Source organism: Rhodococcus sp. IEGM 1381, assembly GCF_030056795.1.
Classification (GTDB): domain Bacteria; phylum Actinomycetota; class Actinomycetes; order Mycobacteriales; family Mycobacteriaceae; genus Rhodococcoides.
Window position 1 is genome coordinate 177,663 of sequence record NZ_JASHKQ010000006.1, and the last position, 24,290, is coordinate 201,952.

Below are 24,290 nucleotides of genomic sequence, written 5' to 3' on the forward strand. Positions count from 1 at the left end.
AAGGTGTCAACATGCTTTTTGCTCATGACGCAGAACTGTCGCTTCTGTCCGCCGTGGCATTGGTCAATTCCGCCGAGGACCCGGACACGCTGACCACCCGTGAGCACCTGGCCGAGTTCATTTCCGAACAGGGATATTCCGGACGGTTCGACGGCGACGACGCAGAGCTCGACGCCGTCCGGGCCCTGCGACCGACGCTGCGATCACTGCTCATCAGCAGCCGCGATGACGCGGTGGTCGAGGTCAACCGACTGCTGGCCGAGTCCTCGGCCCTCCCGCGACTGGTGCGCCACGGCGACCTCGACTGGCATGTCCACGCTGTGGCCGACGACAGTCCGCTGGCGACCCGTATCGTCGTCGAAACCGCAATGGCGATGATCGACGTCATCCGCGCCGACGAATTGTCCCGCTTCGATGTGTGTGCCGATCCGGACTGCAACGGGTTGGTTCTCGACCTCTCCCGAAACCGCTCTCGCCGGTTCTGCAGCACGACCTGCGGCAATCGTGCGGCCGTTGCCGCGTATCGCGCTCGTAAGGCCCAGTGACGACGCCCACTGAGGCCGACGGGGCTTAATCGATCGGCATTCGGGTAAACGGTGCTGGAGCTGATCGAAAGGAATTACCCCCATGGTCGAGAAAAGGCCTTCCACATCGAGCTGGTCCAGAGCTGTCGCGAACATGCTGGGCGTTGTACTGATCTTCGCAGGAATCGCCACAGCCGGTGGGCTGATCGCGGCACTCGCAGGCGGCTTCGAGGGATGGGCGATCGTCGCAGGCATTGCCGTGATCGTGCTGTTCAGCGGCGCGTTCCTCGCCGTTCGGGACGGCGCTCGACGACGCCGACTCGAGTCGAATGCGGTCGTCTACGCCCCCGACAACACCGACGAGTTGTTCGACGTCGATCCGAACACAGGTGAACGAACTCCACACCGGGATTAGCGTGGCCGCGGCGTGCAGCTGCTCGCACTCAGCTCGGAGCCGATTCGAGACGGACCATCGAATCGGCTCCGAGAAAGAACACGCCGGATTGGGTCTCGGCGATCGTGCCGTTGTCCGTGAACCCATCGTGACCATCGGGAATGGGCCAGCGCCAACGCACTTCGCCTGAAGCTGCGGTTGCGACGTACGACCGCCCGTCGATGGAATATCGAGTCTCACCGATGGTCTTGTCCGTCTCGTACGGATCCGGCAACTCCCACACCGTCGCACCGTTCGTGTCGACGACCGTTGTCCCGGAATCCAATGCGAGTCCATCCACGAGCGCACCGGTGACCGGATCGAAGAATGTCGCCTCGCCGCCCATCGTGGCCACACCGCGCCCGTTGGCCGTATGTATCACCTTGCCGCTGAGACCGTCCCATCCCGCGGACGAGGTGACCGGAAACGACCACATTCGGCCGAATGCAACCACCGAGCCGCCGCACAACACCGATTCGCCGTCCTCGGGGCTGCCCTCCAACAGGAACACCGACGTGCCGTCGCTCTCGATGGCGTAGACGTACCAGGCTTCGGGGATCGGTATGCGATTCGCCACCCCGTCGACCAGGCCGACAGTCACGATGGACTGCACATCGGAATACGAATCCAGACAGACGATTCGGTCACCGACCGGAACACTCGCACACACGTCCACACCACCGAGCGACTCCTTCCACCGAACAGCACCTTTCGCCGAATCCAGGGCCACGAACTCGACCGCGTCCACCGAAGACGACCGCGGATTGGGTAGGCCCATTGCGGTGACGAGGACATCCCCGGCGTCGATCACACCCGCGACACCGAGGTCGAACGTCAGGCTCGCTGTGGGGGAACGGAATGCGGCGAAATCCCTTCCATAGACGGTCTCGGCGTCGATCTGCCAGGTGGGCTCCAGTGCGGGCCCGGCAGGTGCCTCGGACGTGGTCGCGCGCATCCAAGGACTCTTCGTCGACGTCGACTGCGTTGCCCTCCGCCTGGAACGAGACGGAGCAATCCTGCCGCGGCGCGACGCTCTCCGCTGGCACAGGTGAACTCACTCGGAGGTTCTCCAGCGCTGCAATTCGGGTCAACTGGGTTGAGTCCAAAGGGAACTCGGACGTAACGGTACTGCTTAGGTGGGCGGTCACCTGCGTTCCATCCCGGTGGTAAGCAGTTGCAGTCCGTGTATTCGTGCGGTCGCTGCCGAGTTCGTACCAACTGTCTTCGGTATCGACCACCGTCCCGTCGGGCTCGGTGGTGCGGGCGTCGAGAGCGCCCGCGACACAGGCTGGAATGCCCGTCGACGACGGCCGAACGTCGATGCTGGCAAACGCCGAGACCCCGGCTCGAGTCAGGTCTCCGCGTGCACTGGTGCTGGCCTCGAAGCCATCCGGGATTTTGCCGCCGAAGTCCTCTACCGGCTGAAAGGTCAGCGACCCTGACGGTGGAGCCAATTCGACAGTCACATCGGCCGGAAGTGCGCCCAGCAGGGCGTCGGTCATGGCTCCCGCCCTGCTCGCGGTCAACCACGGATACGCGGGGTTGTCATAGGACGGAGTCTCACCTCCCAAGACAGAAATGAGCTGCGCGTCCTCGCTGGAAGGCGGTGGTTCCACCTCCGAGCAACCCGGAATGTCGACCGGATACTGGACGGGTTCCGACGCGACCGAGTAATCACCCTCGACAACAGCGGACTCCGGCGATCGGAGCAATACAGACCCGGAGGAAGGTTCTCCCGCTGTCGCGTCGCCGATCGGTCGAGTACGACAACCTATCGTTCCAGCTCAACGAGGTTGCTCTGCGTCCTACCAGCCACGACGACCGCACTGCGTTCACCTCGAATACATCACCGAGTGTTGGCATAAGGCCATCAATTCGACAGCACCAGGTGAGGGGTTGCGGTGGCCCGAATACAGCTCGAGTCCGTATCCAAGAAGTTCGGCAGCAGCTTCGCGCTGACGGAGATACATCTCGATATCGCCGACGGCGAATTCCTGGTTCTACTCGGACCGAGCGGCTGCGGGAAGTCGACCCTGCTTCGACTGGTCGCCGGCCTGACCCAGCCGACCGGCGGCCGAATTCTGCTCGACGGCAAAGACATCACCGTCGTGCCGCCGCGTGACCGAGACCTTGCGATGGTGTTTCAGAGCTACGCGCTCTATCCGCACCTGAGCGTTGCCAAGAACATCGGCTTCCCGCTTCGGTCACGCAAATTTTCCCGTAGCCGTATTGCGGATTCGGTGGCCTCCGTTGCCACGGCCCTCGATCTGAGCGAGCTGTTGAACAGACGACCGGCCGAACTCTCCGGCGGGCAGCGGCAGCGAGTTGCTTTGGCTCGGGCGATGGTTCGAAATCCTGGCGCATTTCTGATGGACGAGCCCCTGTCCAATCTCGACGCCAAGCTTCGCAGTACCACCCGCACCGAGTTGATCGAACTGCATCGGCGGATCGGCACCACCTTCCTCTACGTCACGCACGATCAGGTCGAGGCCATGACGATGGCGACGCGAATCGCATTGATGGACAACGGCCGCATCGAACAGGTCGGCACACCGTCCGAGCTCTACGACACCCCGAAATCGGTTTTCGTGGCCGGATTCCTCGGCGCCCCGCCGATGAACCTGTTCGACGCCACCGTCACGGCGCATCGAGGCGAACTTCACGCCGTGGCGCCCGGAGTGAACATTCCTCTGGGGATCGAGGCGGGCGCACATACCGATCAGCCGGTCACAGTCGGGATCAGGCCGGAGAAGATGCACATCACGGACGCACCCGCTCGCCTACATGCCGACGTCACGACGGTGGAAAACCTCGGCAACGAGGAGCTCATCCACATTCGCGCAGGCTTGAACACGTTGTGTATCAGAGCATCTCGCCCGTCCCTTGCCTGCGTCGGAAGCCCGATCTCCATCCGGGTCGAGCCCACGGACGTGCATCTGTTCGACCCCGAAACCGGGCGACGCCTGATCTGGACGCCCGAGGACACACCTGCCCGAGACCGATCACCGCTCTACGTCGCCTGACCATCCCTCTCGTCTCATCGAACGGAAAGTGCAGACAGTGAAACGCATTCTCACCGGATCGGGAGCGCTGGTAGTGAGCGCTCTGCTATTGACTGCCTGCGGAGGACTGGGCAGTACCTCAGCCCCCACCTCGACAGCAGGATCGGCCTCGGTTCCAGAACTCGCCTCTGATCAACCGGTGTCCATCGTCTTCGAGAGCTACAACTATGGGCTGGCCGGTGCCTGGACGGACACGTTCGACGCCCTGATCGGCGGATTCGAGAAGCAACACCCGAACATCACTGTCACCGCTCAGAAGCCACAGGGCAACAGCCCCAATCCCGCCACCGATACCGTGTCGAGTATCCAGAGCCAGATGGTTGCCGGGGCGCCGCCGGACGTGGCGCAGCTCGGTTTCAGTGACCTCGACTTCACCATCCACCAGCTGGGCGCGAAGTCGCTCGACGATCTCGTCGGCAAGGACGAGGTGCAGCGCAACTTCGACGGCGTACGGCACCCGTACGCCCCTACTGCGCGAGCACTTGGCGACTGGGACGGCACGACATATGGAGTGCCGTTCGTCTTCTCCACTCCTGTCTTCTATTACAACGCAACCCTGTTCGAGCAGGCCGGTCTCGATCCGGCGACTCCGCCCACCACGTGGGACGAGGTAGCCACCGCCGCATCGGTCATCGCGTCGAAGACCGGCAAGGGCGGGGTGTATCTCGACTGCCTCACCAAATCGGCCAAGGACTGGTGCTTCCAGAGCCTGGTTCGGTCCAACGGTGGTCGAGCGATATCGCAGGACCGGTCGACGCTCGAGTTCGATGCACAACCTGCCGTCGACGCCGTCGCAATGGCCCGCGGACTCGTCGACACCGGGTCCACGCCGAAGCTCAGCCAGCAACAGGGGTACGAGGCCTTTGCTCGCGGCGACATGGGAATGATCCTCGAAACGAGCGCGATACAAGGCACATTCATCAAGGGCGCGAAGGACAAGTGGGACCTGCGGGCCACCACGATGCCGTCGTTCGGCTCCAAGCCCGTCGTACCGACCAACTCCGGGGCGTCACTGTTCACCTTCGCCTCCGACCCCGCGAAGCAGCGTGCATCCTGGGAGCTGATCGAGTTCCTCACCAGCGAAGATTCCTACACTGCGATCTCGAAGGGCATCGGCTACCTGCCCTTGCGTACCGGGCTCGTCGACGATCCCGACGGGTTGAAGGACTGGGCCGAGTCCAATCCGCTGATCGAACCCAACCTGACGCAGCTGGCGACGATGGAGCCGTGGGTTTCGATGCCGGGCAACGACTATCTGCAGATCCGGGACGGCATGATGGACGCCGTCGAATCGTCGGTGTACCAGGGAGCTGACCCCGCAACGGCGTTGACTGCCGCTCGCGAGCAGGCCGCGACGCTTCTGCCCGCATCATGAGGGGGGCAGGAGTGGAGCCCGCGGAACGACCCGAGGGGGCAGGAGTGGAGCCCGCGGAACGACCCGATAGGTCAGGATTCACGCTCGTGCAGTTGACCGATACACATCTGCGGGCCGAGGGAGAACTGGTCCACGGAAGTGTCGATACATTTGCCAATCTGACGTGTGTTCTCGACATGCTCGTGACCTCCGACCAGCGCGTCGACGCGATGATTTTCTCCGGTGACGTGGCCGACGACGGTGACCCGGCCGCGTACCGTCGACTACGAGGTGTTGTCGATCCGGTGGCCGAATCACTTGGTGCAGCGACGATCTACGCGATGGGAAATCACGACGAAAGGGCGGCGTTCGGTCGCGAGTTACTCGACGGCACTGGAGCGTCGGACCCGGATCGTACGTTCGACTCGGTACAGGTCGTCGATGGAGTTCGCATCGTCGTCCTCGACAGCTCGACACCGGGGCGACACGACGGCCGGATAGAGCCACATCAACTGCGCTGGCTCGCAGAGGTATTGGCGGTGCCAACGCTGCGTGGGACGATCCTGGTGCTGCATCATCCACCCATTTCGTCGCCGGTGGTGACGGTCGACTATCTGAGGCTTCAGAACCCTGACGACCTCGAGCACGCGATTGCAGGATCGGACGTGCGGATGATCGTCTGCGGCCACGCCCACCACACCGGTGCAGGATCCATCGGCGGTGTTCCGGTGTGGGTCGGGCCGGCGATGTCGTACCGTGTCGATACCGCTCCCCCTGCCGGGCGGCACCGAGGACTCACCGGATTCGGCTTCACTCGCATCGATCTGCTCGAATCCGGTTTCACCGCAACCGCTGTCGAGGTGACGCCTGCCGCCGCCGTGTACGACGAGTCTCGGCAGTCGGTACTCGACAAGCTCGCCCATCTCTCACGCCAGGCCGGGTGAGGAGGTGTTCGTCACCGTCGCGGAGCGACCGCGCGAGACCGTCGTCGGTACCGGTGCAGGACCCGTTGCTTGCCAGGGCCGGTGGCGGCGGGTGATTCGGTCGGCGCAGCCGTACTTGTACTTGGCGCCGGCCGTCGGCCTGCTGATCGTCTGGACGTATCGACCACTGGTGCAGGCAGCGGAACTGTCGACCTATTCGTGGAACCTATTGCCGACCACACCGATGGTTCCGGTCGGTGCCGACAACTATCGACGACTGCTCGAGCTACCGGCCGTCGGAGACTCCCTTTGGCGCACAGCGATTCTGATCATCGGGTTGTTGCCGTTCTCCATCGTACTTCCGGTGGCCATCGCGTTCGCCACCCGACACGTGAACGGTCGCGCGCGGGTTGTCTACCAGAGCATCGTCTTCGCGCCGTTTCTCATCGCGCCCGTCGCCGGAGCGGCCGTGTGGCAGTGGCTGCTCGACCCCGGTGCGGGCATCGTCAACCGCGTCATCGGCTCGGATCGAAACTGGATTCAGGACGCCGACACCGCACAGTTCGTCATCATCGTGATCACGGGTTGGCACTTCCTGGGTTTCGCAGTTCTGGTCGTGTCCGCGGGGATGGCCGGTATCGACACGTCGTACCAGGAGGCTGCGGAGTCGGACGGTGCGTCGAAGTGGCAGATCGACCGCTGGATAGTGCTGCCGCTGCTGTCGCCGACCCTGGTGTTCCTGGCCCTGATGACCGTGTTGTTGAGCGCTCAGTGGACGTTCCCGCTCATCGATACCTTGACCCAGGGCGGCCCGTCTCGGTCTACCACCAACATCTACTACTTGCTGTGGGACTACGGTTTCCGTACGTTCGACGCCGGCCTGAGCGCGGCCGCGGGGATCGTGCTGTTCGTCGGTTTCGGAGCGCTCGCCGGTGGGCTCGTGTGGTTGTCGGAAAAGGTTGCCTTTCATGACGATTGACTTCGGTCGCCTACGCGGACATCTGATACTCGGCATCACTGCGCTGGTGTGCGCGTTCCCGATCTACTGGTTGTTCGCGACATCGTTACGCCGCCCCGACGACGTCTATTCGCTATCCCCCGTGCCGTGGCCGCTCTCACTGGCCAACTACACCGACGCCGCGAACAAGGTTGACCTGTTCGGGCTGTTGGGCAACACGTTTGCCGTCGCGCTCGCGTCGTCGACGGCACAGCTACTGATCGCCGTGCTGGCGTCGTACGCCTTTGCGATGTACACGTTCCGGTTCCAGAAGTTGCTGTACCTCGCGTTCGTCGGCACATGGCTGGTGCCGTTCCAGGTGACGATGTTGCCGAACTACGTTCTGCTGTATCAGTTGGGGCTCATCAACACCCTCGCGGGCATCGTCGTGCCCACACTCTGTTCCGCATTGGCCGTGCTGCTGCTTCGGCAACACATGGCAGGCTTTCCGAAAGAGCTGATCTCGGCAGCACAGATGGACGGGCGTTCCTCGTGGTCGATCCTGTGGACTGTGGTGGTCCCCAACCTCAGACCCGCACTCGCAGCCCTGTCGATCCTGTTGTTCGTCAACTCCTGGAACGAATATTTCTGGCCTGCAGTGGTATTGCAGCGAAGCAACGCCGTCCTGCAACTGGGCCTGCGTAGCTTCATGGGAACCGAAGGCACCGACTGGGGTCCGATGATGGCGGTCGCCGGAATGGCGTGTCTACCCGTGTTCCTGCTCTACATCGTTCTGCAGCGGCACATCGTCGACGCGTTCGTCAGATCGGGACTGAAGTGATCACGCCGGTTCGACACAGCGAACGAAGGCGTCGACCGCGGGGTTCGACTCGTTGCCTCGCCAGACGAGATACAGATCGATCGTCGGAACGGGGTCGAACAATTTGACTGCCACGGTGCTGGCACCGACGGCCCCCATCCCCGCAGACGTCGCCCGCGACCACGACGCAAAGCCGACCAGTGGCTTCACCGAGACCACATGCGCGGTCGCACCGGGGTCATCGGCAGTCTGGGCCACATGCAGTCCGATGCGGTTGTCGGCGGCCGCCGCGAAGATGGAGTCGTACATGGCCGGGCACTGCTCTCGGTCGAACAAGATGCACGATTGACCTGCCAAGTCCGCGAATGGAACTCGGGACCGACCTGCCCAACTGTGCGTCCTGCCGACCACGGCGACAAGCGGTATACCCTGCAGCACCCGGCGATGCCTGAACTCCGCCGATCCAGGGCGGCCGTACACGAGCGCAACATCGAGAGTGCCCTCTTTCAGAGCCGACAACTGTGGGCCGGTTCGCTTCTCCCACAGCGAAACCACGACGTCCGAGTGATCGCGATTCATCCGGGCCAGGGCGTCGGGCAGTACGTGCCGACTGGCCGGCAGGTTGTAACCGATGTCGATAGACCGTTCCCTGCCGGTCGCCACCGCCCGGGTGACCCTCGCCGCCGTGTCCATCTGTCGAACTATGAGCCGCGCCTGACTCTCGAATTCGCGACCCGCTCGCGTCAGGGTCACCTCGTGCGACGTCCTGGCCACCAGCGTCACTCCCAGCGACTTCTCCAGCTTCTGCAATTGGGCGCTCAACGACGGTTGGGTGAGGTGCAGTCGGGCGGCGGCGCGTCCGAAATGCAGTTCTTCGGAGAGGGCAATGAACGCCGTCAGATGCCTGAGCTCCATGATCTGCCCTTCGAGATGGGATGATCTCGCCAGGGTATAGAGCGCACACAACGACATCTGAACACCGAACGTCCAGCTGATGCATTCTCGGTCGAGACGTGGCGACGGTGCACTTCTCAGGCAGCGCGCTTCAATTCCGCGTCGACCGCAGTCTGCGCGCTGACCTGGCGATCACGAATCCGCCGGTGCCGACTACACCGAACCAGAGGTCGGCAATGATCCCGACTGTCTGCACCTGACCACCTTGTGCGAGCGTGACGACATCGAGCATCGACGCGGGGACACCGCGAGCCAAAGCCAAGCACGATCCGACCAACATCGCAAAGGTCACGCGCCGATGCCACACGGTCGATTCGATACCGGTTCCGAACCAGGCGAACAGCCCCGCTCCAATGGCGATGATCGCGGTCGCGACGAGGTCGTAGGCGAGGAACACCGGCCGTTCTCCGATGGGTGCGATCTCCGCTGGAACACCGCCGCGCCAACCGGCAGCCCACGCTACGTGAACGGCGGCAAAGACGGCGCTCGACAGTGCGAGAAAGTACGCGACCGTGCGATGCGCGGCAGGTGGACGCAGTATCGGAGCCATGACTCCATAGTGGTCCGACACAACGGTGACGCATATCCGGGAACACCCTGATCTCGGATCCGTAGCCGAGGACTTTCTCTGTCCAGCTTCAGGCCAAGACCGCGAGAAGACTCGACCCAGGCTCGTATCGACTGATCCACGTTGCCTGAACGGCGTGATACAGATCGGGCTTGCCACTCCATACGGTCTCGGCCGGCGCGTTCCGACTGTCGAGTTCGTGGTGCCACGACCCGTCGACGCGGTCGACGAAGTGTTCCGCCGCAACGTCCCACCACGTTCGATAGTCGCTCTCGTACCGGTCTTCTCCGGTGTGGCGTGCCAGGGTCGCGGCGGCGGCGATGGCTTCGCACAGCACCCAGTGCAGGCGCCCGGTCACGACCGGCAGGCCCGACCAGTCCGTTGTGTAGACGAATCCGGGGGTGGGCCCGGGTTGCCAGCCGTCCACGGCAGCGCGGTGATAGAGGGACTTGGCCGCGTGGACGTAGTCGTCGCCGCCCGCAACCAGGCTCGCCTGCACGAGAAGCCGCGCCCACTCGAATCCATGTCCGACGGTGGCGCCGTATGGCTTGAACTGATTCGCGGTGTCGTCCGAGTTGTACTCGAGCATCGGTACCCACCCTGCGGTGAAGTGCTCCGGAATTCGCCACTCGTTGGACTCGGCCCACCGACATACGTTGTCGCAGATACGCAGTGCGCGATCGCGCCAGATCTCGGACGCACCTGCGTCGGCGGCAGCCAGCAGCGCCTCGACCATGTGCATGTTCGCATTGATGCCGCGATAGTCGTCGAGTACGGACCAGTCCGCAGTCCATGTGTCCGAACACATTCCGTAGTCGTCGTCCCAGAACCACCAGTCCACGATGTCGAGGGCGTCGTCGAGAAGATCCTGTCCACCGGGGTGTCCCGCGGCGGTAGCAGCCGCCGCGGCCAGCACCACGAACGCGTGGGTGTACGCGGCCTTCACGGCATCGGGCGAGGACGCGTCCGCACTGGACTCGAACCAACCGCCGTTCTCGCTGTCGCGCAACGTCGTCAGGAGTCCCTCGAAGACCCGATCCGCCCTTCTGCGGGACCCCGGTCGACCCAACATCGAGGCGAGAAAGTGGACGTGCGCCATCCGTGCGCTGATGTACGTCATCGCTGGGTGATCGAGGTCGGGATTCCCGCTGTTGTCCAACCACACGGCACCACCGGCAGGGTGGTCGAGTGTGGTTCCAAAATCGAGAAGCCTCGACGATTCGGTGTCGAGCCACAACTGATGCGAGGGCAGGGTCATCCAGCTGTGTCGATCTTCGGACGTCATGTGTTCATTGTGCGCCGTGGTCGACGCTCCCGGCATATGTCAGCGAGAGACGCTGTAGCGCAGATACATCCACCCCGACTGCGTGAAGTGCCTCTGTTCCTCGAGAGTCAGGTCGAGATGATGTCCGACCGGAAAGTAGGGCTTGCCGCCACCCAGAATGGTCGGCAGCACGGTCACCTCGAACTGATCGATGTGATCGACCAACGAGGCAGCCAGTGCGGCCCCGGCTACAGCCAACGTGCCCTCGGTCTCCCGCTTGAGTCGCTGCACCTCGGCGATGGCGTCTGCGCTGCGCACCAGCCGACACCCGTCGGCAACGGAGTCGAGCGTGTCGGAGAAGACCGTCCGCGGCGTGTCCACGTACAGCCGTGCGAACTTCGCCTCGATATCCTCGCCGTTCGCTCGTTCCGGGGCCGTCCAGAAGTCCTCCATGGCCTCGTACATTCGACGCCCGAACAGGAAGGCCGCGGTCGCTTTCGTCTGACCGTTGAAAAATCGATGCGTCTCCTCGTCCGGCATGGCGTAGTCGAGACTGCCCGCGGAGTCCTCGACGTAGCCGTCGAGGGAAACGATCACGTTGTAGGTCAGAATGGCCATGTCACTCCTGAAGTCGGGTGGTTTTGCCAGTATCGACCTCCGCACCGCCGAGAAATCACCGGCCTATCCGCGGATTCAGTCCAGAATCGCGGTTGCCTCGACCTCCACCAGCACGTCGGGTTCGAAGAGATAGTCCACGCCGATCAGCGACGCAGGCGGCATCGGGGTGGGCAACCCGATCTCCTCGGCAACGCGCGTGACGCCGTCCATGAACTCTACGATCCTCTCAGCAGCCCAGTTGGTGACATAGAACGTCAACCGCAGTACGTCCTCGAATGTTGCTCCGGCACCGGCCAATCCGATCGCGGTATTGCGGAGCGCCTGCGCGACCTGCCCGGCGAGGTCGTTGGCTTCGATCGCCGACCCGTCCTCGTTGCGGGCAATCTGACCGCTGACGTGGATGTGTCGAGAACCCTGACCCACCGCCACGTGGTGATACGGGGTGGGTTGCATCATGCCGGGCGGGGTGAATCGAGTGACGCTCATGTTTTTCCCTTTGTTGTGGTCAATGCCAGGTATAACGTTGATACCTGGTACACAGAGGACACTTCAAGGGAACCAGGTTTCATGACCGATACCGCCGACGGCAACGCAGAACTGACGATCTCTGCCCCACACCGCGAGCTGTTGGACCAGGTGCTGGACAAATGGTCGCTGCAAGTACTGAACGAATTGTGCGAGCACCCATGCCGATTCAACGATCTTCGCCGCGCGATTCCCGCGGTGACCCAGAAATCCCTCACCGCAACACTGAGGAAGCTCGAACGCAACGGCATCGTCGAACGCACGGTTCTGAGCACTCGCCCGGTGGCGGTGGAATATCGAATCAGCCTTCTGGGCAAAACCCTTCGGGCACCCGTCGACGTTCTCCTGGCATGGGCAACCACGCACATGGACGAGATCGACCGAGCGCGAGACCGATTCGATGCCCTATGACGGCACCGATGACACCTCGGCGCGCTCGGACAAACCGGTGATGAAGCGCACGATCTCTGTCGGCTTCTCTTCCGCCATGAAGTGGCCCGCGTCGATGGCCTCGTAGGTCAGATCCGACGCCCAGGCACCCCATAGCGCAGCCGCGTCGAAGCCCAGTTGCGAACCCCAATCCTGCGATATCACTCCCACAGGCATGGCGAGACGCCTGCCGTCGATGCGGTCCTGCAGATCCATCTCGAGGTCGATGCCGGCAGTAGCTCGGTAGTCGGCAACGATGGAGTCGACTGCGTCCACCGAGCTGTCGATGTAGTGCTGACGGACTTCGGCCGAGAACGTCGAGCCGTCAGGGTCCCACGCGTCGAGAAAAGAACCGAAGAATTCGGCAGCCACTGCCCGAATCATTCGCTCCGGCAACCCCGCAGGCTGCGCCATCAGGTACAGGTGCCAGGCCACCTTGGCGTCGATTCCGCGCAGAACTTCCCATGTATCCGCCGTCGGCAGCACATCCAGAATGCCCAGGTACTGCACCGTCGACGGGTGATCGAGTGCCGCGCGAACGCCGACGAGCGCGCCGCGATCGTGTCCCACCAACCCGAACCGCTCGAACCCGAGTGACTGCGTCACCCGTACGACGTCCCTCGCCATGGTGCGCTTCGAGTAGGTCGTTGCATCGCGCTCGGCCGGCTTCAAGCTGGCCCCGTATCCCCGGAGATCGGGCACGATGACGGTGAAGCGAGACGCCAGTTCACGCGCGACATCTCGCCACATGTAGTGGGTCTGCGGAAAACCATGCAGCAGAACCAAAGCGGGACCACTGCCTGCCACGGCGACACTCGATTCGACCTCTTCGTCGACCGCAATCATCGTGTAATCGAAATCGTCGATCTTCAGGTCGGTCATCGTTGCTCCTCGTTGTTTCTGTGATCGGGGTGGCCGGAAAAGATCCCGGGCGGAAACGGGCGGGTCGTGAGTGCCGAGGCCTTCAAGGCGGGGATGACCACCGAATCGATCAGAGATTCGAGGTAGCTGTCATCGATCGAGAGCCCATTGAGGCACCGAAGCAGAACCACCGAGCCGACCACTTCCTCGAATGGAAACGGGTCCGCCCCCTCGGGCATCTCACCCCTACGTATCGCAGCATCGAGTACCGAGTTCGGAAGCCGCGAACCGGTGGGGCCGGTCGCTCGCTCGATCTCCTCGCACAGGTCAGGGTCCTCGAGACCAGCTTGGAGGAGTAGTAGCGGCATCGAACTGCCGGCGGCAGTCATGCTGCGCCGCAGGCGCGTACACAGTGCCAGGAGGTCACCGCGCAAGGTTCCTGTGTCGATCTCGTCCGGCGCGGCGCCCTGCGCCGGGCCTGCTTTGACAGCTGCGATAACCATGTCGCGCTTGGTCTTCCAGCGTCGGTACAGAGTTGCTTTCGACGCTCCTGCTCGACGTGCAACCCCCTCGAAGGTCACTGCGTCATAGCCGACTTCACCCAGCATGCCGATGACCGCGTTCAGGATTTCTGCTTCCCGTTCCACGTCCCGCGGACGCCCTTTGGGCGCGGAAGGCTGCTCGCGGTCGTCGTTCCTATTACGATACGGCACGTTTCGTACCATAACACGCCGCCAACGGAGTCTCGACCAGGGACGCTCTCATATCCCAAGGCGACCTTCGGAAAGATGAAGTAGCGCAGCGCCTTACAAGCACGGCCGGTTCTTCAGGTCCAGTAGAGCAGCTGTGCGTCGGGCAGAACGCCGCGAAGTTCGTCGGTGAACCAGCTGCGCATCTCGGCCATAGTGTCCTTGGGGTAGACGTACTTCACTCCGCCGAACTTGTTTCTCTTCGCGGTGCGCGCATTTTCGTCCATCTCCAGTTTCGTTCCTGGGTACCAGCTCAGCAGCACGTCTTTGCTCGACGGCGTGAACCGGTGAGTGATGATTTCGGCGGTCAGATCGAGATCAGGCACATCGCGCAACGCGTCGGCGACATTCGCGAGCAATCGCCCGTACTGCTCCCGCCATTCCGGGATGGGCATGATCGGGGCAATGGTGAGACCGACTCGGTAACCGGCCAGCGCCAACCGCCGCAACGCATGAATCCGAGCCGGCATGCGTGCGGTGCCACCCTCGAATCGGTGTGCGATGTCATCTGCGTTGACCGACAGCCGAACTCGGGTGCGGCGACCGTGGTCGAGCGTCACCAGCTCCCGGACATCGTCGAACTTGGTGGTGAAACGCAGCGATACGTCGTCGCCGTACGCACCCGCTCCGACTCTGCGAACGGCCTCTGCAAGAGACCCCGTCACGTGTTCGATCCCCAACGGGTCGGTGTAGCAGGACAACTCGAATGTGGTGCCCTCGTGGCCACGCTCCTCGGTGCCGTAGGTGATCGTGCCGCGGCCCACATGGGTACCGATACCGGCCAGGACGTCGTCGAGATTGGCGAACACCCTGGTGATCGGTGGCCCCGACAACGAGCCCGCGAGATAGCAGTACTGGCAGTGCGCCGGGCACCCCTTCGCCAGGTCGATGCGCCAGTCCGCACTGGGTGGGATGGGTTGGGGTTTCAACACACTCGGCGGCGCTACCACCACTGCCATCGTCGTCTTGGCTCGCGCGTAGGTCTCTCGCTCGGATTCACCGCGCAATCCGGTCAGACGATCGCCCGAGAGGATGTCGATCTCGGCGACCCCGGCCGCCTCACACCGGCGAAGGATCTCCGCGGTGTGCGGTAACTCGGACGCGGACTTGGTGACCAGGACACGAGAGGGCGTCCAGAGTCGAGTGGGGGCAACCAGAAGATCATCCATTACCCCTGTTCAACGCACCGGAGAGCGCAATGCTTCCCGGTTGCCGCAGCTCAGGCGAGAAATTCAGGAACCCCACGTGTCAGCAGGGATCTTCGCAGGCCGACCCAACAGATAGCCCTGTCCCTGAACCGAACTCGGCAATGCGTCGAGTTGGTCGAGCGTCTCGATGCCTTCGACCACACAACCCAGATTCAGATCGCGTGCGAGGTTGATGATGGCTCGAACGATGCTGCTGCTCGTCGAATCGCTGGTCATGGTGGCCGTGAACGAACGATCGATCTTCACCGCGCTGACCGGCAGAGTGGCGAGGTACCGCAGGCTCGCAAACCCGGTGCCGAAGTCGTCGATGGCAATTCCGACACCCGATGCGCGCAGTTCGCCGAGCTGACGCAGCATCGAGGAACCGGACTCGAGAAGCACCGACTCGGTCAGCTCCAGGACGAGATCCACCGGTGCCATGTCGTGCCGAGCGAGGGCAGCACTCACCGCTGCTGACATGTCGACGTGTTGAGCCTGCCGGGCACTGAAGTTCACCGCGATAGTGACAGGGGCGTTCGACACGGAGATGGGCGGATTCGCGGACCGCCACTGCGCGAGAGTTCTGAGCGCATCGTCGAGCACGCGCTCACCGAGCTCGGAAATGAGCCCGGTGTCCTCTGCCACCGGGATGAACCTGTCGGGTGTGATGTCTGCACCGTCGTCGTCTCGCAAGCGGGCCAGGGCCTCGAAACTCGCGAGTTGCCGACTCTCGAGATCGTAGACGGGCTGATACGCCACGCTCAGCGTCGCGGCACCACGACGCCCGGAATCGAGCGCACTCCGCAGAGTCTGCTCGACGTAGGCACGCTCGAGTGCGTTCGCGCGCAACGCGTCGTCGAACAGTTCGATTCGGTCCTTGCCGAGTTGCTTCGCCCGATACATCGCGGAGTCGGCGTCCCGCAGCACCTCCTGCGCGCTGACACCCTTGCGAACCAGCACCATCCCGACACTGGCCGACACCACGTACTGACGACCTCCGTGAACGATCGGCGCAGCGAGCACCGTCCGAATGCGCTCGGCGACGCGCTCTGCCAACCCGCCGCCCGCTCGCGTGCCGAATCCTCTTTCGGCAGGCAGCGCTTCGATCACGAGAACGAACTCGTCACCACCCACTCGGGCGATCGAATCGTCGGCTCGCAGTACCGAGCGCAAACGTCGAGCAACCTCGACGAGGACCGCGTCACCGGCAGCGTGGCCGCCGGTGTCGTTGACTCGTTTGAACCCGTCCAGATCGCAGAACAGCACCGCAGCAGCAGCACCCGTGCTCGCGCCGCGCTCGATCGCCGAGCCGATTCGGTCCAGCAACATCATTCTGTTGGGGAGACCGGTCAGAGGATCCTGCAGAGCTGCCCGCTCGAGAGCGAGCTCCGCCTCGACGACGTCGGACACCTCCCGCACGACCGAGAGCACCTCCGCCACTGCACCCGGCGGCCCGTGCCGAAACGGCGTGGTGCGTCGTGAAAGCCACCGCAGGGTGCCGTCGGACGCCCGAACCCGATATCGGATGCTGATGCTTTCGCCCTCCGGCAGCGATGCCGCTTCCCGGTCCGCTGCCCGGACGACATCGATGTCTTCTTCCACCACCCCGTCCAGTCGGTCCTCCCGGGACATCGCGTCGTCGGGCTGACCGAGCCCGCTCCACGGCGTCCGATCGTCGTCGACCGATCCGTCCGCAGACAGCCCGTCCAACAGTGATCGGAGACTACGAGAAGCCCACGTCACACGCCCGGTATCGACGGCGGTCACGGTGGTGATGTCCGGTGACGCCGTCAACACCGCGTCACGGAAAGCTCGCGCCTGCTCGAGTTCGGATCTTGCCTGCCGCTCGGCGGTGACGTCCTCGGAGAGCACCATCGCACCGATGATCCGACCTGAACTGTCCCGCAGCGAACTGGCCCTCACCTGAAAGATTGCGCCCGTTCGAGTGCTGACGGTATCGAAAGAAGACTCGCCACCGGCGAGGGCCGACCGATAGTGCGGCTCGAGTCGGGCGTATGCCTCGGGCGACACCGTGTCCCGCAACAGCTGACCCTCCATTCGTCGCGGGTTGTAGCCCTCCGCGACCAGGTCGGCTCCCTCGACGAGGACGAATCGCAAGTCCGGATCCACGACGAATACCGAGGTGTGCGGCAGGTTCGCCGCCAGCTGTCGGTACCGGGCCTCGCTCGCATCGTCGAACATCGCCGGCGAGCCGAGCAACGGACCGTAGAGGCGACGCATCCCCAGGTAGACCACACCGGCGATCGCCGTCGACGCCGTCACCGCGACGTCGACGCTTCCACCCATCGACTCGCGCATCGCGTCGAGAATGCCCTTGTCGGGGCCTGCCCCGAGATGCGAGGCATGACCGCCGAACCCCGCCAGCAAGTGCACCGCATGAACCAGGTGATGAGCGGCGCAGGTCAGGAAGATCGCTGCCGTCGCGACCGCCAACCGGTTGGTTCGAAGCTGCCCTGTTCGCAACAGTCCCCGGACGATGAACAGCACGATTCCCAGATACGCCGACGCGGTGATCCCGTTGAGAATCACCACCGAAAGCCACCCACTCATGGCAACACTTCACCGGATCGACTCGAAGGACTTGCGCCCCGCTTCGACTCGCCACAGACGACGGGCACCACGCGACCCCCCAGGGTTGTAGCCCACTGCGCAGAATGCTCGGACCGGAACCGGAGTCGATATATCTCCCCACCGAAATCCCGAGTCGACCAGCACTGGAGCACATTGTTGTTCCGCGAAGGCTATCCCAGTCCGATTCGAACCGCTGACGTTCGCGTTGCTCGAATATGGGTGTCGCTTCGATCATTTCGGACCTCCACGTGCCCGAGACGAGGAGCGCACCCGATCTCGACCTTCAGCCCACTTCCCGCAAACAGCCAGCATCCCTGCGATGTCAGTGCTTCGGGGTAAGAACTCCTCATGCCCTTCGCCGACGAACTCATCGGACCGGACACAGCTCGCGCGCTGTTCCGCGCCGTGCACAGCGCCGCACCGAGCGCTGATCTGTCGTTACTCGATGCCTCGGCAGGTCTGCTGGGCCCGCTCGCGCTTCGAGCGCGCGCCGATCTACTGCGTGATGCACTTCTGACGGGCCTGCCGGGCACCTACGTCGAGTTCGCCCGCACCGTCCGACGGGCAGCCACGGATCCGGACTTCCAAGGTTGGTTCGTCTGGCCGGTCACCAGCGCCGTTGCATCGAAGGCCGTCGAGGAGAAGACCTCGAGCGCGTTCGACGACGGTATGTCGTTGCTCGCCGAGCTCACCGGCCGACTCAGTTCGGAATTCGCTATTCGCACTTTTCTACGCACCGATCTCGATCGGTCTCTGGCCATCGCGGCCGAATGGACGCAGTCCTCGGACGAGCACGTTCGCCGTCTGGCATCGGAGGGGACTCGCCCGTACCTTCCGTGGTCGGTGCGAGTCCCGGAGATCATTGCGCGCCCGGGCGTCACGGTGCCGATCCTGGACCGGCTCTACCGAGACGACAGCGACTACGTTCGGCGTTCGGTTGCCAACCACCTCAACGACTTCAGCCGAGACGTCCCGGACGTCGTCGTCCAGGCCGCTGAGCGGTGGCTCGACGACCCGGATGCGAACACCGGCCGGCTCGTTCGACATGCGCTTCGGACGGTGATCAAGAACGGAAACACCGATGCACTTGCTCTACTGGGGTTCGCCCCGGCCGACCTGGACGTGACGGGCCCGGTCCTCGACGTGACGGAGCTGCCCATCGGGGGAAGCCTGGAATTCACAGCATCGATCCGCAACCTCGGCCTCGAACCCGCAAAAGTAGTGATCGACTACATCGTTCACCTCACGAAGGCCAACGGTGGAGTGACCGGGAAGACGTTCAAACTGAAGACGGCAACGATCGCGCCCGGTGAGATCGTCGACGTTCGTCGGCAACATTCGTTCAGGACGTTGACCACGCGCAAGTACTATCCCGGCCCACACGCCATCGAACTCCAGATCAACGGGGTGAGTTACGGCCGTGCGGACTTCGAGCTGGTGAGCTAGTTTCGGGCGTGCACGGCGAATACTGCATTGCCCCGGTGCCGGCGCGGCTGCCGATCACGCCTGATCGAGAACCTCCGGCGGAACGAGCACGAACTTTCCGACGTGGCCCTTCTCCAAGAAGCGCTGCTGCGCCGCCGCGATCTGCTCGAGGGGAAACGACTCGGCCAACAGGGGACTGATTTCACCGGCTTCGATGTACGACACGAGGTTCGGGAACACGTCCTCGCCCCACGCTGTACATCCGAGAAGCGTGAGATCGTTCAGATACATCGTCCGTAGATCCAACTCGACGAGGGGCCCTGCGATCGCACCCGACGACACGTAGGTTCCCCCACGAACGAGAAGATCGAGCAACGGACCGAACCCTGCGCCGGCGACGTTGTCGATCACCACATCGACGCTGCGCTTGCCGAGGGTGCCCACCACGTCTACGTCGCGCCCATAGACCTCGTCGACGCCGAGTTCGCGGAGCTGGTCGTACTTGGCACGGCTCGCGGCACCGATCACGCGTGCGCCGCGCCGAGCGGCGAGTTGCACTGCGGCAGAACCGACTCCACCCGAAGCGCCGGTTATGAGCACCGTCGACCCTCGACGCACTCCTGCGCGAGCGATCATGTTCTCCGCCGTGCCGTACGCACACGGAATCGTCGCCAGCTCGGCGTCGGTCCACTCACAATCGACCACGAAGACCTCGCTCGCCGGCACGACGACGAACTGAGCGAACGCGCCGTTCATGTCCGACCCCAACCAGCGCGTCTCGCCCGACGAGAATCCGTCGACACGCATGCACGATCGAACCAGGACCCGGCGGCCGACGATGGATTCGACGGTTCCGGTGCCCGCACACACGAGCCCGCAGCAGTCCGTGCCCTGAATCAGCGGAAACGGAGTCGTCTCGTTCCACCCGCCGTCCTGGTACCAGCCCACGCGCGTGTTGATCTCGGTGTTGTTCATCCCCGCCGCCAACACTCGAACGAGCACCTCACCCGGACCCGGCACAGGTCTCGGTACCTCGGAGACGACGAGCTTGTCGTAGCCACCGGTGCCGGTGGTGACGATCGCTGTCATCAGGTCACCGGCGCTGTGTACCTCGTCAGGTCGCATGAACCGATCATGCAGGATCGACGCGGCGAACAGGTCGATCCGGCGCTGAATAGAACAACAGAAAGGCCCCCGACACGCTGATGCATGTCAGGGGCCTGCTGGTGGAGCCGCCTAAGAGAATCGAACTCTTGACCTTTTCATTACGAGTCGGAACATTGGGGTACTTCGCCGTATTCGCCAGTACGCGCTAGTTGCCCATCTGCACAGGTCAGACCGTGTTTCACACATACCGTGGCCGAGCGCCGTATGCGCCCGTACTCGAACGTGTGTGATCACAATGTGCACATAATCGTCGATCTGACAGGTGCGTCCGTGTGTACGTCTGAGCGCGGTCGTGAACGCCTAACGGATGCGTCACGTGTCGCGTATGACGTTGCGCCACAGAAGGTGTCTGCGCTGACGTGCGGGCCTTTGGACTCGCGCTCGAAGTCTCTTACGTTGCTGTCGCACACCACCCGACCAGGAGGACACGATGGCAACACCCAAGAAGATCGAAACACTGACCACCCGCGAGGTAGCCGAGGCACTGGCCACCACACCTCGCGAACTTCGTATGTTCCTCCGCGCAAGCAAGGACTACGAGGCCTGTGGGGCAGGTTCGCGCTATGTCTTCGTTGCATCCGATCTCACGCAGATGAAGACTCGATTCATGACGTGGACCAAAGAACGCGCCGCCAAGGCCGCCGAGGCTGAAGCCAAGTGAACATCGCACGCATTGTCCACACCGTCGTTCAGCTCGACGATTGGTCGTTCGCAGTCTTGAACGACAGTGGCGACGTGATGACTACCTTCACCGTCGAGCCGTCTGACGGTCGCTCCTTCGATCAGCAGTACGCCGTCACGATGGCATCCGTGTTCCGTCGCATGGTCTCGACAGGTTCACTCGTCGAACCGTTCTGACTCGAATCGCCCACATCGCATGATCGGTGTGGGCATTCTTGTGGACGCCTCAGCTCGTCCGTATGGGCCCGTGTGTCACATCGTGCACGAATGGCCGTACGGACTTTGCCAGGCGTGTGGCGTGATGACCAGGCCCTCGGTCCGAACCACAAACTCCGGTTCGATGCCGTCACGGAGGTCGATGAACGCCAGCAAACGCCGAGGTTCGACCTCCGCTTCCCAGATACACCCGTAGTTGCTGTGTAGGCCCTTCCCCGCGTAGTGATCCGCGATCCGCCTCTCGGTCGTCCACGACCACCCATGACGATGTGCACTATCCGAGCCACGCAACAAGGTCAGGGAATGGTCGGGCCTCGATGCAACCTCGCCGTTGTGCGTGTAACCGATATAGTCCCAGAGCTCGCCCCACTTGCGTGCGCCGAGCGCCTCGAACGGGTGCTCAGCATCGCTCCACGTTTCGGGAACAAGGCTTATCGCTTCATCCTTCGGCAATTCATCGCGTGCGAACCTTCGATACACCTCACGAACCGCGTCGTCACCGTATGACACTTCAGTCCTCTCTTATCATCGTCTGTGCACACGTCACCCGACATGCGACGCGGATATCTGAATCTGATGTGCGATCAGAATCTGCGGCATCTACCAACAAGCTACTGTCCTTTCCGGATCCGTCGCGCCGCGTATCGTTTCCAACACGAATCGCGACTCATCCAGTGTGGAGCAGATAACCCGGCCGGCCACATCGCCAATCGGTATGCGTTCCACACCGGCTCCGTCCCAAATTACGGTGATCGAGTCTTCCTGTTCCTTCACGACCGACCCCAATCGAGGCGCTTCTGCCTTGATTGCAATCATCTCAGAAGGCAACCACTTAACAAAGTCCGTATTGACACCACCAAGAACAAACGCAGATGCCATCACGATTAGAATAATCTCAGCAGGGAATGGTTTGGAGAATCTTTTTCTGAAAAAAATATGAAGTAATACGAACGGTAGTATTAGGGCGGGGTACCCTACAGCAACGGTAGCGAGTTCTGATGTACGCGTTATCAATAGGGAACCCGCCAACGTAATGAACGCGCTCCAAAGCGCGCCCCTCCACCGACCCCTGTCAACATCTCGCAGCACGAAATAGCTTCCAGTTAAGAAAACAATCACTGGCGCAACAGGAACTACGCTAGCAAAGACAAGTGTCACGACGTCCAAACCGTCGAGGGAAGCTATCAATCTCGCGCGGTCACCCCCAGAGAAGGTATAGACGCTAAGAAAAGCAGCGACGAACGGAATAAGGCCAACAAGCCATATCAAGTTTTCCTTGGCCCATACAAGACCGAAATCGCTATCCCGCGAGACGCCATCGGCCTCCGTGAGGTCCATCGTTGCTGTAGGAACCTCAGAAAGTGCTGCGCCTGCTCGACGGCGTTTAAGGCCTGTCGTGATGGCAACCGAGCGTCTCCTATTCGCCACCTCAGCCCTCTGCTTTCGCGTCTTCTTTGAATACCTGGCCAGCAAGGCGATTCATGACCTCAAGACGCTGCTGGTAGGGCAGGCGTGCCCAGTCGTTGAATATGCGCTCCATGTTCGACGTGTCGCGACGACCCGCCTGCATCCACGAATACAGGGTCTTCTTCTCCTTGACGCCGCCCCCGCGACCAGGTAGGCGAGGGCTATCGATCAGAACCGGTTGACTCCGCATCATCCAACTCCTCGTACTCGACGTCAATTGCGTCTGTGTGGGTATCTGGGACGGTGGCCGGGCCCTCCGGTGCAGCCTTCTCAAGCTCTTTTGGAGCGTCACCCCGTTCAGCCAACTCTTGGATGTTTTCGCCCATAGTTTCCAACTCGGCGTAGAGATTGTTGCCCGCTGCAACCGGGGCGGTAATAATCGCGATTGCGGCAGTAAGCGCTGCAGATGCACGCGCGATCTTCTTGCCGAAAGCTGGTGCAAACGCGAGTGCTTGCAAACCGGTGCCGACGAGGCTGCTCGCGCCTTGGATGACCGGCTGGGGCCCGAACAAGCCAATCTGGCTTAGGAGCCATTCGATGTGCGACACCTGAGCTGCTATCTGGTCTCGCAAAGACTCCGGTAGCGCCGCCTGAGCCAGAAGCACTTTCCAGTCATCGAGACCTTCGCGTAGCCGCCCCATCGCGGCATCGGGGATACCCTCGCCCAAGTCACGGTCTCGCTCCGCAATCCAGTCGGCAAACCCACCGAGCTGATCCAGATCGCCCTGGCTGATCACGCTAGAAGCTGGGTGCGAATTCACGTTCCAAGCCTGATAAGGAATGACAGCGCCATACCATGCTGGAACGTAACGTGAGTACCGCGTACGGGTTCGACTGCTCTCAGGAAGCGCGTTCAGCCTACTGACTGTGCGACTAAACAACCCAATCACTTCAGCGTGCCGCAATGCGAACTGAGCAGTGCCATACCCCTCTCCCAATACCTCTTCCCACCCGCTATGTATCGATACCTGGCTTGAGGTGAACATTCTTTCCAGTACCGAATGCAACCCCGCTGCAGCGTTCAGCTCCACACCCTGCCTCCATTTCGTTGTCCGCAAGCATATCGGGTACCTCCGACACAACTCCGCGTTCAGATTCGACGTACCCTTGCTGCGACGAATAGCTATGTAGCACAATAGTTTTGCTCACGGACTGACACATAAAAAGTCTTAGAATCGTGGTATGCCCCACGCCACGATCGCCCTGCCTGACGCAACCGCCTACGTCGCGGATCTACTCGCTCACGCCCAACGACCGACCGATGTCGCGAGGGCAACCGCCCACACCTTCGAGGTGCAGGAAGCGGCTGAAGACCTAGCGATGTCATGCGGCGACATGATCGCCACGTATGGCCTGCACATCGAGGCCGCCTACGTTGCCACCCTCGCGCTGCTGCTCGACCCCCACGTGATGTTCTGACCCGATACGACTAAGCCCCACACCGCCGATCGTTGCGGGTGGGGCTTTTTTGGCTCTCAGTGAGGTTCCCCCCGGATGGTGGACACCGAGATAGCGGGACCGAGGGTTCCGCTGG

At 62.5% G+C, this 24,290-nt stretch carries 25 protein-coding genes; 12 read left to right on the top strand and 13 right to left on the bottom strand.

The genetic code is table 11. The features are described 5' to 3' along the window. Nucleotides 1-11: 11 nt before the first annotated feature. Nucleotides 12-545: a CGNR zinc finger domain-containing protein gene (locus QM797_RS16365; protein ID WP_283276704.1), complete on the top strand. Its 534-nt coding sequence runs from the start codon at nt 12-14 to the stop codon at nt 543-545. A gap of 82 nt (nt 546-627) precedes the next feature. Continuing rightward, nucleotides 628-939: a hypothetical protein gene (locus tag QM797_RS16370; protein ID WP_283276705.1), complete on the top strand. Its 312-nt coding sequence runs from the start codon at nt 628-630 to the stop codon at nt 937-939. Between the two features lie 28 nt (nt 940-967). On the opposite strand, the gene QM797_RS16375 is transcribed toward QM797_RS16370, so the two are convergent. Then, nucleotides 968-1,912: a hypothetical protein gene (locus tag QM797_RS16375; protein WP_283276706.1), complete on the bottom strand. Its 945-nt coding sequence runs from the start codon at nt 1,910-1,912 to the stop codon at nt 968-970. Between the two features lie 946 nt (nt 1,913-2,858). Between QM797_RS16375 and QM797_RS16380 the strand changes: the two genes are divergently transcribed. The 5 genes from QM797_RS16380 (at nt 2,859) to QM797_RS16400 (ending at nt 8,074) form a co-directional block, all read left to right on the top strand. Next, nucleotides 2,859-3,980: an ABC transporter ATP-binding protein gene (locus QM797_RS16380; protein ID WP_283276707.1), complete on the top strand. Its 1,122-nt coding sequence runs from the start codon at nt 2,859-2,861 to the stop codon at nt 3,978-3,980. A 37-nt stretch (nt 3,981-4,017) separates the two neighbouring features. Beyond that, the gene (locus QM797_RS16385; protein ID WP_283276708.1) at nt 4,018-5,394 is read left to right on the top strand and encodes an ABC transporter substrate-binding protein; all 1,377 of its coding nucleotides are present in this window, start codon (nt 4,018-4,020) and stop codon (nt 5,392-5,394) included. A gap of 86 nt (nt 5,395-5,480) precedes the next feature. Continuing rightward, nucleotides 5,481-6,317 carry a metallophosphoesterase gene (locus QM797_RS16390; RefSeq protein WP_349307204.1) on the top strand — a complete coding sequence of 279 codons (837 nt, stop codon included), beginning with the start codon at nt 5,481-5,483 and terminating at the stop codon, nt 6,315-6,317. Nucleotides 6,318-6,408: 91 nt separating this feature from the next. Then, entirely contained in the window at nt 6,409-7,275 is an 867-nt protein-coding gene (locus tag QM797_RS16395) for a carbohydrate ABC transporter permease (protein ID WP_283276735.1), read from the top strand. Continuing rightward, the gene (locus tag QM797_RS16400; protein ID WP_283276709.1) at nt 7,265-8,074 is read left to right on the top strand and encodes a carbohydrate ABC transporter permease; all 810 of its coding nucleotides are present in this window, start codon (nt 7,265-7,267) and stop codon (nt 8,072-8,074) included. The genes QM797_RS16395 and QM797_RS16400 overlap by 11 nt, the downstream gene beginning before the upstream one ends. Here QM797_RS16400 and QM797_RS16405 read toward each other — a convergent pair whose 3' ends face one another. From QM797_RS16405 to QM797_RS16425, 5 genes are all read right to left on the bottom strand, one after another. Beyond that, nucleotides 8,075-8,968: a LysR substrate-binding domain-containing protein gene (locus QM797_RS16405; protein WP_283276710.1), complete on the bottom strand. Its 894-nt coding sequence runs from the start codon at nt 8,966-8,968 to the stop codon at nt 8,075-8,077. A gap of 130 nt (nt 8,969-9,098) precedes the next feature. Next, a complete protein-coding gene (locus tag QM797_RS16410; protein WP_283276711.1) occupies nt 9,099-9,557 on the bottom strand; it encodes a hypothetical protein in 459 nt (152 codons plus the stop codon). 88 nt (nt 9,558-9,645) lie between these two features. Then, entirely contained in the window at nt 9,646-10,860 is a 1,215-nt protein-coding gene (locus tag QM797_RS16415; protein WP_283276712.1) for an AGE family epimerase/isomerase, read from the bottom strand. A gap of 39 nt (nt 10,861-10,899) precedes the next feature. Beyond that, the gene (locus QM797_RS16420; RefSeq protein WP_283276713.1) at nt 10,900-11,457 is read right to left on the bottom strand and encodes a dihydrofolate reductase family protein; all 558 of its coding nucleotides are present in this window, start codon (nt 11,455-11,457) and stop codon (nt 10,900-10,902) included. Between the two features lie 75 nt (nt 11,458-11,532). Beyond that, a complete protein-coding gene (locus QM797_RS16425; protein WP_283276714.1) occupies nt 11,533-11,943 on the bottom strand; it encodes a RidA family protein in 411 nt (136 codons plus the stop codon). A gap of 81 nt (nt 11,944-12,024) precedes the next feature. Between QM797_RS16425 and QM797_RS16430 the strand changes: the two genes are divergently transcribed. Next, nucleotides 12,025-12,393, top strand: coding sequence for a winged helix-turn-helix transcriptional regulator (locus tag QM797_RS16430; RefSeq protein ID WP_283276715.1), 369 nt, complete (start codon nt 12,025-12,027; stop codon nt 12,391-12,393). Here the strand turns inward: QM797_RS16430 and QM797_RS16435 are convergent. From QM797_RS16435 to QM797_RS16450, 4 genes are all read right to left on the bottom strand, one after another. Further along, the gene (locus tag QM797_RS16435) at nt 12,388-13,293 is read right to left on the bottom strand and encodes an alpha/beta fold hydrolase (RefSeq protein WP_283276716.1); all 906 of its coding nucleotides are present in this window, start codon (nt 13,291-13,293) and stop codon (nt 12,388-12,390) included. The genes QM797_RS16430 and QM797_RS16435 overlap by 6 nt on opposite strands. Next, nucleotides 13,290-13,985, bottom strand: coding sequence for a TetR/AcrR family transcriptional regulator (locus QM797_RS16440; RefSeq protein WP_283276717.1), 696 nt, complete (start codon nt 13,983-13,985; stop codon nt 13,290-13,292). Before QM797_RS16440 ends, QM797_RS16435 begins: the two co-directional genes overlap by 4 nt. A 113-nt stretch (nt 13,986-14,098) precedes the next feature. Beyond that, the gene (locus QM797_RS16445; RefSeq protein ID WP_283276718.1) at nt 14,099-15,190 is read right to left on the bottom strand and encodes a spore photoproduct lyase family protein; all 1,092 of its coding nucleotides are present in this window, start codon (nt 15,188-15,190) and stop codon (nt 14,099-14,101) included. 63 nt (nt 15,191-15,253) lie between these two features. Next, entirely contained in the window at nt 15,254-17,779 is a 2,526-nt protein-coding gene (locus tag QM797_RS16450; RefSeq protein ID WP_283276719.1) for a putative bifunctional diguanylate cyclase/phosphodiesterase, read from the bottom strand. A 369-nt stretch (nt 17,780-18,148) separates the two neighbouring features. On the opposite strand from QM797_RS16450, the gene QM797_RS16455 reads away from it, so the two are divergent. Further along, nucleotides 18,149-19,246 carry a DNA alkylation repair protein gene (locus tag QM797_RS16455; RefSeq protein ID WP_283276720.1) on the top strand — a complete coding sequence of 366 codons (1,098 nt, stop codon included), beginning with the start codon at nt 18,149-18,151 and terminating at the stop codon, nt 19,244-19,246. Nucleotides 19,247-19,300: 54 nt separating this feature from the next. Here QM797_RS16455 and QM797_RS16460 read toward each other — a convergent pair whose 3' ends face one another. Further along, a complete protein-coding gene (locus QM797_RS16460) occupies nt 19,301-20,350 on the bottom strand; it encodes a zinc-binding dehydrogenase (protein WP_283276721.1) in 1,050 nt (349 codons plus the stop codon). A 472-nt stretch (nt 20,351-20,822) separates the two neighbouring features. On the opposite strand from QM797_RS16460, the gene QM797_RS16465 reads away from it, so the two are divergent. After that, nucleotides 20,823-21,053, top strand: coding sequence for a hypothetical protein (locus tag QM797_RS16465; RefSeq protein WP_283276722.1), 231 nt, complete (start codon nt 20,823-20,825; stop codon nt 21,051-21,053). After that, complete coding sequence (locus QM797_RS16470) at nt 21,050-21,250, top strand: hypothetical protein (RefSeq protein ID WP_283276723.1); 201 nt, start codon at nt 21,050-21,052, stop codon at nt 21,248-21,250. The genes QM797_RS16465 and QM797_RS16470 overlap by 4 nt, the downstream gene beginning before the upstream one ends. Nucleotides 21,251-21,889: 639 nt before the next feature. On the opposite strand, the gene QM797_RS16475 is transcribed toward QM797_RS16470, so the two are convergent. Both QM797_RS16475 and QM797_RS16480 read right to left on the bottom strand, forming a co-directional pair. Beyond that, the gene (locus QM797_RS16475) at nt 21,890-22,627 is read right to left on the bottom strand and encodes a hypothetical protein (protein WP_283276724.1); all 738 of its coding nucleotides are present in this window, start codon (nt 22,625-22,627) and stop codon (nt 21,890-21,892) included. A 290-nt stretch (nt 22,628-22,917) separates the two neighbouring features. Further along, nucleotides 22,918-23,517 carry a hypothetical protein gene (locus QM797_RS16480; RefSeq protein ID WP_283276725.1) on the bottom strand — a complete coding sequence of 200 codons (600 nt, stop codon included), beginning with the start codon at nt 23,515-23,517 and terminating at the stop codon, nt 22,918-22,920. Between the two features lie 421 nt (nt 23,518-23,938). On the opposite strand from QM797_RS16480, the gene QM797_RS16485 reads away from it, so the two are divergent. Further along, nucleotides 23,939-24,175 (top strand): hypothetical protein, encoded by a 237-nt coding sequence (locus tag QM797_RS16485; protein ID WP_283276726.1) that lies wholly within the window; start codon nt 23,939-23,941, stop codon nt 24,173-24,175. Nucleotides 24,176-24,290: the final 115 nt, after the last annotated feature.

Coding starts and splice junctions, on each gene's coding strand:
- QM797_RS16430 (WP_283276715.1), top strand. CDS start 12,025: ATGACCGATACCGCCGACGGCAACGCAGAACTGACGATCTCTGCCCCA.
- QM797_RS16465 (WP_283276722.1), top strand. CDS start 20,823: ATGGCAACACCCAAGAAGATCGAAACACTGACCACCCGCGAGGTAGCC.
- QM797_RS16420 (WP_283276713.1), bottom strand. CDS start 11,457: ATGGCCATTCTGACCTACAACGTGATCGTTTCCCTCGACGGCTACGTC.
- QM797_RS16415 (WP_283276712.1), bottom strand. CDS start 10,860: ATGACGTCCGAAGATCGACACAGCTGGATGACCCTGCCCTCGCATCAG.
- QM797_RS16425 (WP_283276714.1), bottom strand. CDS start 11,943: ATGAGCGTCACTCGATTCACCCCGCCCGGCATGATGCAACCCACCCCG.
- QM797_RS16375 (WP_283276706.1), bottom strand. CDS start 1,912: ATGCGCGCGACCACGTCCGAGGCACCTGCCGGGCCCGCACTGGAGCCC.
- QM797_RS16450 (WP_283276719.1), bottom strand. CDS start 17,779: ATGAGTGGGTGGCTTTCGGTGGTGATTCTCAACGGGATCACCGCGTCG.
- QM797_RS16475 (WP_283276724.1), bottom strand. CDS start 22,627: ATGGACCTCACGGAGGCCGATGGCGTCTCGCGGGATAGCGATTTCGGT.
- QM797_RS16435 (WP_283276716.1), bottom strand. CDS start 13,293: ATGACCGACCTGAAGATCGACGATTTCGATTACACGATGATTGCGGTC.
- QM797_RS16455 (WP_283276720.1), top strand. CDS start 18,149: ATGCCCTTCGCCGACGAACTCATCGGACCGGACACAGCTCGCGCGCTG.
- QM797_RS16460 (WP_283276721.1), bottom strand. CDS start 20,350: ATGCGACCTGACGAGGTACACAGCGCCGGTGACCTGATGACAGCGATC.
- QM797_RS16365 (WP_283276704.1), top strand. CDS start 12: ATGCTTTTTGCTCATGACGCAGAACTGTCGCTTCTGTCCGCCGTGGCA.
- QM797_RS16445 (WP_283276718.1), bottom strand. CDS start 15,190: ATGGATGATCTTCTGGTTGCCCCCACTCGACTCTGGACGCCCTCTCGT.
- QM797_RS16410 (WP_283276711.1), bottom strand. CDS start 9,557: ATGGCTCCGATACTGCGTCCACCTGCCGCGCATCGCACGGTCGCGTAC.
- QM797_RS16485 (WP_283276726.1), top strand. CDS start 23,939: ATGCCCCACGCCACGATCGCCCTGCCTGACGCAACCGCCTACGTCGCG.
- QM797_RS16400 (WP_283276709.1), top strand. CDS start 7,265: ATGACGATTGACTTCGGTCGCCTACGCGGACATCTGATACTCGGCATC.
- QM797_RS16405 (WP_283276710.1), bottom strand. CDS start 8,968: ATGGAGCTCAGGCATCTGACGGCGTTCATTGCCCTCTCCGAAGAACTG.
- QM797_RS16370 (WP_283276705.1), top strand. CDS start 628: ATGGTCGAGAAAAGGCCTTCCACATCGAGCTGGTCCAGAGCTGTCGCG.